We start from the raw sequence: 8528 nt of genomic DNA, 5'->3' as shown, positions 1-8528 counted from the left end.
TTTAAATATGATGTTAAACTCAACCCCGGCAGAGCTTTGGTGAGTATTGTGGCGGCCAATATGCGCGAGATGGTCGGTGTAATGGCTATTGTTGCCGAATGTTGCAATAAGGTCGGCGCGAATGTTGAGCAAACAGGGGATGCGCATGATCGGGTAACCATTCTCACTGATGCGCACAAACTTGGTCCCGTTGTGACCGCCTTAAAAGAAGCTTTTGGCATAGAGGAGGCTGCTCAATGAGAATCCGTGTAATAAAGTTTGGTGGGACTTCGGTCAGCACTCCTGAAAATAGGCGCTTGGCAGCGAGCAAAGTTATCCAAGCCAAACAAGCCGGTTATGATCCGGTGGTAGTGGTCTCGGCCATAGGTCGCGCCGGAGCTCCTTATGCAACGGATACCCTCATAAAGCACCTGGTAGAGGTTGATCCAGCTATTGCGCCTGAGCCTCGCGAAATGGACTTGATGATGGCATGCGGGGAGATTATCTCAACGGTTATTTTCACCCACACCCTTAAAACCATGGGCCATTCGGCGGTGGCTTTGACCGGTGGACAGGCGGGCATCATTACCGATCAGGTCTTTGGGAATGCCCGCATTATAGAAATCAATCCTGTAAATATTATTAATGCTCTCGAGCAAGGCCAGATACCGGTGGTCTGCGGTTTTCAGGGAGTGGCAACATCTTCGTGGGGGATAACAACTCTTGGCCGCGGTGGTAGCGATACCACTGCTTCTGCTCTGGGAGCTGCTCTTAACGCGGAAGCGGTCGATATCTTTACTGATGTGGATGGAGTGAAGTCCGCTGATCCCGATATGGTCGAATGCGCTTCGATTTTGCGACAAGTGAGTTATGCCGAAGTTGCTGAAATCGCTCACCAAGGCGCAAAAGTACTTCATCCAAGGGCTGCTGAGATTGCGATGCGGTTTAATATCCCGCTTTGGGTGAAATCAACCTTTACGGATGATCCGGGAACTGAAGTGGTGAGTGATGATCGCGCTCCTGATCGTCGGATTACTGGAATTACACATACAGGCAAGTTAAATTATCTTTCATTTGACTTGCCACAGGGGAGCGATAAGGCACGTATCGAGTTAGAAGTTTATCGTCTTGTCTCTATGGCCAAAGCTAATATGCAGCTTATTAGTGTAGATCCGACCCATTTGGGCTTTGCGACGCCGAGTTCAAAATTTGGCGCAGTATGTGAATATCTTGATGGTTTGGTGCTTCCGATTGAAGATGAGACAGGGAAACGTTGCTATGTTGTCCAGGTTGGGGATAAAGCTAGAGGCGTGAAGGAAAGCCAGCTCAAACTACTGCGCGAATCGGACTGGATCGGTGAAATCATTCCGTTGGTAGTCAAAGTTACTGAGAACTGCTCGATGGTGTCGGTGATCGGTAAGGTTTTCGGAAAGCAGCCCGGTCTGTTCTTCACAATTCTCGAAGTGTTGAGTGAAGCCGGTATTCCCGTTCTGCAAACCGCAGACTCGGATCACTCAGTCTCATGCCTAGTGCCGGATAACCATACCCATCGCGCGGTGAAATTACTCCATGAGCGATTCGAACTCGAAAAAATCGGATAATACCTCGGAAGAATTCCCAGAGGTTCCTGAGGTCCCTACTATTCCGGAACCCCCTCGGCGTGAATTCATCCGTCCAAACTCTAATAGTATAAAAAGCGAACCGGATAAAGGGCTTCGAGCAGCCGGTTTAGCCGGTGGGATCGCTTTTACGCTGGTAGTCCCTCCCTTCGCCGGAGCGATTATCGGCTATTTCATCGACGAATATTTCAAAACCGCCCCTCTCTTCCTCATGATATTCGTCGTTTTAGGAATAGTCGCCGGTTTCGTCCAAATGATCCGCCTTCTCCAAAAAATCGAGGATGCAGAAAAGGAGGAGAAGCGGGGGAAGTAATATTTCTCATTTTTATCACCATGACACCTACAGACTTTGACAAAGAATCCGTAGAATTTCTTAGGCGGACTGTTCGTATTACCGTGTACCTTGGTTGTATTGGGACACTGGCTTTGGTGTTTGTTAATCACATCTGGGCTATTGGGTTCGGGGCGGGGGCGGCGGTTTCGGTTGTTTTTTTAGGAACCAATATGCTGTTTTCACGTCATGTCAGACCGGGCGGTTCGCTAAAATCAGTTCGGATGTTCATGGCCTTTTACAACCTAGCCAAATATGCATTTGTGGGAGTGACAGTTTTCTTAATTGTCAAGCTGGGAATTGAATCCACGATATGTTTCGCTGTTGGCTTTAGTCTGGTATACTTAGTTTTAGTTATTCTAGTAATATTACTGGCAAAGAAGTCGTAAAAATGACCGGAGGGTAGATCGTTTTGGCGCATCATCCATCACCCTGGGATTTTGTATATAACTCTTTATTTATCATCGTGCTGTTAACGGTGATCGCCTTTTTTGCCACTAGGGTTAAAAATAAAATCCCACGCGGGCTTCAAAATGCTGCAGAACAGGTCTATGAGACATTTGAGTATTTAACCGTTAGTGTTATCGGCGAGCATGGTCGCAGGTACACTCCGCTCATCGGTTCTGTTTTTACTTTCATTCTTATAAGTAACTTATGGGGCCAATTAAGTTGGTTATCAGAAATTACACGGCCAATTTTCAAATTCTATGTTGTCCCGCCGACTGCGAGTTTGAATACAAATATAGCGATTGCCTTAACCGTTTTTGTCTTCGTTCAGTTTGAAGGCATCCGCGTGAACGGACCTCTTGGATATCTGAAGCACTTTGCAGGGCCAATGATCGCGTTGTCGCCGATAATGTTCTTGATTGAATTGATTGGCGAATTGGCTAAGCCTCTCTCGCTCTCCCTTCGACTTTATGGAAACATTTACGGTGAAGAGCAGATAATTGGAGTGCTTGCGGGTTATGCGAAGTCAACTTGGGTTGTCCCGTTGCAGTTTCCGATGATGGTTTTCGGTGTATTCACAAGCGTCGTTCAGGCGTTGGTGTTTACAATGCTTACTTGTATTTATCTGTCACTAATGACAGAACATGCGGCTGAGCACTCCTCAGAGAAATCTCACGATACTCATGAGGACAAAACAGCCCTTGCTGAAGCGAAGGCTTCATAAAAGTCGCGAATTGACGTAATAAGTTTGAAGATTGAATCCGCTCTTTTGGGAGCGAGCAAGAACATGGAGGGTTAATAAATTGAACGCAGGACTTTATTTCTTTGGTTTAGCGTTAGTTGTTGGTTTAGGGCTGCCGATCGCAGTCCTTGGAGCTGGGCTTGCACAAGGTAAAGCGGCAGCAAGTGCATTAGAGGGAATGGCGCGACAGCCTGAACTAGCCGGAACAATCCGAACTAGTATGATCATCGCGCTGGCTTTCATCGAATCGCTCGTAATCTATGCGCTTCTTATGTTCTTCCTGCTGCAAGGCAAATTGCCTGACACAGGAAAAGTACTTGAGGCAGGAACGACCGCTCCGGTCACCGCCCCAATGACAACTCCTGCAGCTGTAAAATAACACTAACTCCTATTCAAACAGTGTTTAGGCAGTAGACGTGGGAGTTTGTAAAGTCTGCTGCTGCAATCGTTCGGAGAGGATATCTATGCGTAAGATAGGCGCGTCCTTTTTGGTGCTTTCGCTTTCCATTGCCAAAGTATTGGCTGAGGGTGGAGAGGGTGGCAGTGAAGGTGGTAACAGCTTAATGAAGACGTTGGGGATTGACCCAGCGGCTTTAGTGGTTCAACTAATCGGCTTTTTGCTGCTGGTTATGTTGCTCAACAAGTTCCTATTTGGACCCATTAAGGTTTTGCTATCTCGCCGCCAACAAGATATCCAAGAAACATATGACAAAATTGAAGCCGATAAGCGCGAAATGGAACTGCTGAAAACTGATTATGAACAGCGTTTGGCCACCATCGAAGCGCAGGCACGCGAACGTATTCAAGTCGCTGTCAATGAAGCTCAGAGCATGAAGGATAATATCCTGAATGAAGCCAGAGCACAGTCTGAACTGATTCGCAAGGACGCCGAGGATGCGATGGCGCGAGAGCATCAGCGCATCCTTATTGAATTGCGAACTCAGGTAGCTGATCTGGCGTTGAATGCTGCTGAGCGTTTGATAGGGGTCAAGCTTGATGATGCAACCGATCGCAAACTCGTCGAGGAATTCATCGAGCATGCGGAGGTCACGACCTAAATGAACGTGCGTGTTGCGCGTCGATACGCCAAAGCGCTATTCTTGGTTGCAAAACAACAGGGTCAACAAGACCTCGTTGCAAGCGAGCTTATTCAGGTCATTAGTACTCTTGTAGCTAACGCTACGCTACTTAGTGATCTAATGAGTCCGTTGATGTCGCGCGACAAAAAACTTGAGGCTATTAATAATGCATTTGCAAACTTAGGTCCGCTGACTTTGAGAATGCTGCGCTTATTAGTAGACAAACGGCGCGAAGAGAACCTAACGCTTGTCAAACAAGAATATGATCGGCTGCTCGAAGAGGACGCGGGAATTTTACGCGCCCTAATTTCCACAGCCAGGCCATTAACTGATCCGCTTCGAAATCAACTCATCGCCAGGTTAGAAGCTGAAACCGGTAAGCGAATACTTGTCGAAGTGGAGATCAAGCCTGAGATGATCGGCGGCGTAAGCGTACAGATTGGCGACTATTTACTAGACGGTTCTATCGAAGGCGGTCTCCGTCGTCTTAGAGACCGTTTTATCAGAGAATTAGCTAGGCAAACGTGATTTGTGTTTCTGGGGGCAAAGCTCCCTACGTCTCATAGAGATGTCATTCCGAGCTTGTCGAGGAATCTTCTGGAAGACCGTTCGGCTTTGCTCAGGGTGACGTGAATAAGATTAAGGGCATACGGGGTGTACTGTGGGTATTCGTCCCGAAGAAGTAACAAGTATATTAGAGAAAGAACTTGAAGGATACGAGCGCGGCGTTGCTGTTGAGAGCGTCGGCACGGTACTTCAAGTGGGTGATGGTATTGCCCGTGTACATGGGCTTTACGATGCCATGGTTGGCGAGTTGCTTGAGTTCCCTGGCAATGTGATGGGAATTACTCTCAATCTGGAAGAAGACAACATTGGCGCGATCATCCTTGGTTCCGACTCGGAAATCAAAGAGGGCGATTCTGTGCGCCGAACCGGACGCATTGTCGAAGTGCCGGTCGGCTCAGCCGTCTTAGGACGTGTTGTGGATGCTCTCGGTAGGCCAATTGATAGCAAAGGCGAAATTCCCTCATCAGAAACTCGTCGAATTGAAGTCATGGCGCCAGGCGTTATTAATCGCCAACCGGTCAAAGAACCACTTCAAACAGGTATTAAAGCCATCGACTCGATGATCCCGATTGGCCGCGGCCAGCGCGAGCTTATTATTGGTGACCGCCAGACGGGTAAGACCGCCATCGCAATCGATACCATCATCAACCAGAAGCACACTCAGCATACGGACAACCCCGTTTATTGTATCTATGTCGCAATCGGTCAGAAGATGGCGAACGTGGCGCGTGTGGTTGATATTCTAACTAGGAATGGGGCGATGGAATACACCACCGTCGTAACCGCTACCGCTTCTGATTCGAACGCCGAGCAGTATATTGCGCCTTACACCGGTTGCACTATCGGCGAATACTTCCGCGACAACGGCAAGAGCGCATTGGTGATTTATGACGATCTTACCAAGCACGCTCAGGCTTATCGCGCGGTATCGCTATTGCTACGACGCCCCCCGGGACGTGAAGCTTTCCCAGGCGATGTTTTCTATCTGCATTCTCGCTTACTTGAGCGCGCTGCTAAGGTAAGCGATGAGCTTGGCGCGGGCAGTTTGACTGCGCTCCCAATCATCGAAACCCAGGCGGGTGACGTTTCAGCGTATATTCCGACAAATGTTATCTCAATTACCGACGGTCAGATTTATCTCGAGCCTGACCTATTCTTTGCCGGTGTTCGTCCCGCCATTAACGTGGGTATTTCAGTCTCCCGCGTTGGTGGTAATGCGCAAATTAAGGCGATGAAGCAGGTCGCCGGACGGTTGCGCTTAGAGATGGCACAGTTCAGGGAGGTACAGGCATTCGCACAATTTGCGTCTGATTTGGATAAAACCACCCAGGCGCAGCTTCAGCGAGGTGTCCGTTTGACCGAAGTCCTAAAACAGCCTCAATATGTGCCGATGCCGGTCGAGGATCAGGTCGTCGTGCTTTTTGTTGGCGCACAAGGCTATCTGGATGACCTTCTTGTCGCTAAGGTAAAGCCTTTCGAAGAAGGCATACTAAAGTTCGTTAAGGAAAAATTCCCAGAGGTTTCCCAATCAATAAGAACTGAAAAAGTAATTACGCCGGAAATCGAAGCAACCCTGCACAAAGCAGCCAAAGAATTCAAAGCCAAGTTCGTAGGGGTTTAATAATTAAGAAAGCTGACGGCTGATAACTGAAAGCTGATTGCTAACAATATGCGAAGTATAAAGCAAGTACGACAGAGAATAAAAGCGGCGAAGAATATCCAGCAGATCACTCGTGCGATGAAGCTGGTAGCAGGTGCGCGTTTTAAGCGATCGCAGGATAAAGTCTTGCAGGCGCGACCTTATGCCGGCAAAATGCGCGAGTTGATGAGCAATCTAGCGATGGCTAGTGAACTGCCGCCTCATCCATTATTGGAACGCCGCAATCCAATCCGTCGTATTGCTGCGATTGTGATTACTTCTGATAGAGGGCTTTGCGGAAGCTATAACACGAACGTTTTGCGAAAAGCTGTTGAAACGCTTTCTGAATATCCCAAGGATGCGGTGGATATCATCGCAGTTGGTAAGAAAGCAGATCAATTCCTTCGACGTCGTGATTTTAATGTGCTTCACAGTGTTTCCTTACCTAATACAGGGCCTACTATTGCAGAGGCGACCACTATAACTCGATTAAGCTGTGAGATGTTTGAAAGCGGTCAAGTGGATTCGGTTTTGATTATTTATGCTCGTTTCCAGAGTGCACTTATTCAATTTCCTTCATCAGCTCAGTTATTGCCTATAGTTCCTCCGGAAGCTGAAACGGTAACTCATCGTGAATACCTTTTCGAGCCGGAACCACAGAAGCTATTAGGCAGCCTGTTGCCGCGATATGTTTTCAACCAAGTCTATCAGACGCTATTGGAAGCCAATGCCAGTGAGCACGGCGCCCGAATGACCGCTATGACGAGCGCAACCGATAACGCTGGCAAAATTATCCAAGAGCTGACACTAACCGCCAACCGCGCCCGCCAGGCAGCCATTACCAAGGAAATCCTAGAAGTAGTCAGCGGCGCCGAAGCATTAAGAGGCTAAAAATTAATAATTAAAGCCTGCGCGGCACAGCCGTGCAGGCTTTTTTGTTTCTTCAGGGCTTGCTGTGTAACAATGAGGGTAACGTAATATTATGGGGTGAAGAATTATGTCCAATTACGCTTTCGGAACAGCGATTACCTGCATTGACGGCAGGGTGCAAATGCCAGTGACCGACTGGATTCGTGCGAACTTTCATGTTGACTATGTTGATGCCATTACCGAGCCGGGAGCCGATAAACTTGTCTCCACTGCAACTCCTGATGAGCTTGAATCAATCCGTAACAAAGTAATGATCTCTATCAGGGCACATAAATCGAAGCTAGTTGCCGTGATCGGTCATCACGATTGTGCCGGCAATCCTGTTTCTAATGAAGAACATCTTGAAATGATTAGGAAAGCAGTTGAAGTGGTTTCATCCTGGGAACTTTCGGTGACGGTTATTGGCTTATGGGTCAATGAGCACTGGCAGGTCTCACAAGTTAATTAGTTTCCCTCTGCCAATGAAATGCCTTGTGAAGTATAATTTGCAGCAATTCGCGCTAAGGAGTTTGTGAATGGATTTGCTTAATATGGACACAACAGTTCTTCGACGGCGGACAGCCGATCTTGCTCAGGTCGATCCGGAAGTTTTTGCGATTATTGAAGCTGAAAAAGATCGTCAGGAGCATAATCTCGAACTTATCGCATCCGAAAATGTTGCCAGCAAGGCGGTGTTGGAAGCGGTTGGCTCGGTGATGAACGATAAGTATGCGGAAGGCTATCCCAGCAAGCGCTATTATGGCGGTTGTGAGAATATGGATGTCGTCGAGAACCTGGCGATAGAGCGTGTCAAAGAGCTTTTTGGGGCAGAGCATGCAAATGTTCAGCCGCATGCAGGCGCGCAGGCCAATATGGCGGTTTATTTTGCCGTTCTCAAACCCGGCGATACTTATATGGCAATGAGCTTGGCGCATGGTGGTCACCTTACCCACGGCAGTCCCGTCAACTTCTCAGGGCAACTTTATAATGTCGTTCCCTACGGCGTTCGTCAGGACACCGAGCTAATCGACTACGATGAGATGCGCGATCTTGCCAAGCAGCATAAACCAAGGTTAATCGTTTCCGGGGCGACTGTCTATCCAAGAAAGATCGATTTTGAGGCTATTCGCGCGATTGCCGATGAAGTCGGGGCGTTGTTTATGGTTGATATGGCCCATCCGGCCGGATTAATTGCTGCCGGTGAGTACCCATCGCC

The 8528-nt window shown here is 48.2% G+C and carries 12 protein-coding genes; all 12 read left to right on the top strand.

Annotation, left to right across the window (positions count from 1 at the left end; all coding sequences use genetic code 11):
* Positions 1–240 (top strand): hypothetical protein (locus tag WCO51_06565; GenBank protein MEI6512923.1); only part of this gene is annotated, 240 nt, incomplete at its 5' end.
* Positions 237–1580, top strand: a complete 1344-nt coding sequence (locus WCO51_06560) for an aspartate kinase (protein ID MEI6512922.1) — start codon at positions 237–239, stop codon at positions 1578–1580. The genes WCO51_06565 and WCO51_06560, both read left to right, overlap by 4 nt.
* Positions 1549–1911, top strand: a complete 363-nt coding sequence (locus tag WCO51_06555) for an AtpZ/AtpI family protein (protein MEI6512921.1) — start codon at positions 1549–1551, stop codon at positions 1909–1911. Before WCO51_06560 ends, WCO51_06555 begins: the two co-directional genes overlap by 32 nt.
* Before the next feature lie 113 nt (positions 1912–2024).
* Positions 2025–2318 (top strand): hypothetical protein, encoded by a 294-nt coding sequence (locus tag WCO51_06550; protein ID MEI6512920.1) that lies wholly within the window; start codon positions 2025–2027, stop codon positions 2316–2318.
* Positions 2319–2341: 23 nt separating this feature from the next.
* Complete coding sequence (gene atpB / locus WCO51_06545; protein MEI6512919.1) at positions 2342–3100, top strand: F0F1 ATP synthase subunit A; 759 nt, start codon at positions 2342–2344, stop codon at positions 3098–3100.
* A gap of 79 nt (positions 3101–3179) precedes the next feature.
* Positions 3180–3497 (top strand): ATP synthase F0 subunit C, encoded by a 318-nt coding sequence (gene atpE, locus WCO51_06540; GenBank protein ID MEI6512918.1) that lies wholly within the window; start codon positions 3180–3182, stop codon positions 3495–3497.
* A gap of 85 nt (positions 3498–3582) precedes the next feature.
* A complete protein-coding gene (atpF, locus tag WCO51_06535) occupies positions 3583–4176 on the top strand; it encodes a F0F1 ATP synthase subunit B (protein ID MEI6512917.1) in 594 nt (197 codons plus the stop codon).
* A complete protein-coding gene (gene atpH, locus WCO51_06530) occupies positions 4177–4725 on the top strand; it encodes an ATP synthase F1 subunit delta (protein ID MEI6512916.1) in 549 nt (182 codons plus the stop codon).
* A gap of 133 nt (positions 4726–4858) precedes the next feature.
* Positions 4859–6385 carry a F0F1 ATP synthase subunit alpha gene (gene atpA / locus WCO51_06525; protein ID MEI6512915.1) on the top strand — a complete coding sequence of 509 codons (1527 nt, stop codon included), beginning with the start codon at positions 4859–4861 and terminating at the stop codon, positions 6383–6385.
* Between the two features lie 48 nt (positions 6386–6433).
* Positions 6434–7294: an ATP synthase F1 subunit gamma gene (gene atpG / locus WCO51_06520; protein ID MEI6512914.1), complete on the top strand. Its 861-nt coding sequence runs from the start codon at positions 6434–6436 to the stop codon at positions 7292–7294.
* Between the two features lie 106 nt (positions 7295–7400).
* Complete coding sequence (locus tag WCO51_06515) at positions 7401–7781, top strand: carbonic anhydrase (protein MEI6512913.1); 381 nt, start codon at positions 7401–7403, stop codon at positions 7779–7781.
* 82 nt (positions 7782–7863) lie between these two features.
* Positions 7864–8528, top strand: a 665-nt coding sequence (locus tag WCO51_06510; GenBank protein ID MEI6512912.1) for a serine hydroxymethyltransferase, incomplete at its 3' end; no start/stop codon positions are given.

Source organism: bacterium (assembly GCA_037131655.1).
Taxonomy (GTDB): Bacteria; Armatimonadota; Fimbriimonadia; order Fimbriimonadales; family JBAXQP01; genus JBAXQP01.
The sequence above is the reverse complement of the archived record's forward strand: the minus strand, read 5'-3'. Positions and strand labels throughout refer to the sequence as shown.

Coding starts and splice junctions, on each gene's coding strand:
- atpG (MEI6512914.1), top strand. CDS start 6,434: ATGCGAAGTATAAAGCAAGTACGACAGAGAATAAAAGCGGCGAAGAAT.
- atpF (MEI6512917.1), top strand. CDS start 3,583: ATGCGTAAGATAGGCGCGTCCTTTTTGGTGCTTTCGCTTTCCATTGCC.
- atpH (MEI6512916.1), top strand. CDS start 4,177: ATGAACGTGCGTGTTGCGCGTCGATACGCCAAAGCGCTATTCTTGGTT.
- WCO51_06555 (MEI6512921.1), top strand. CDS start 1,549: ATGAGCGATTCGAACTCGAAAAAATCGGATAATACCTCGGAAGAATTC.
- WCO51_06515 (MEI6512913.1), top strand. CDS start 7,401: ATGTCCAATTACGCTTTCGGAACAGCGATTACCTGCATTGACGGCAGG.
- WCO51_06560 (MEI6512922.1), top strand. CDS start 237: ATGAGAATCCGTGTAATAAAGTTTGGTGGGACTTCGGTCAGCACTCCT.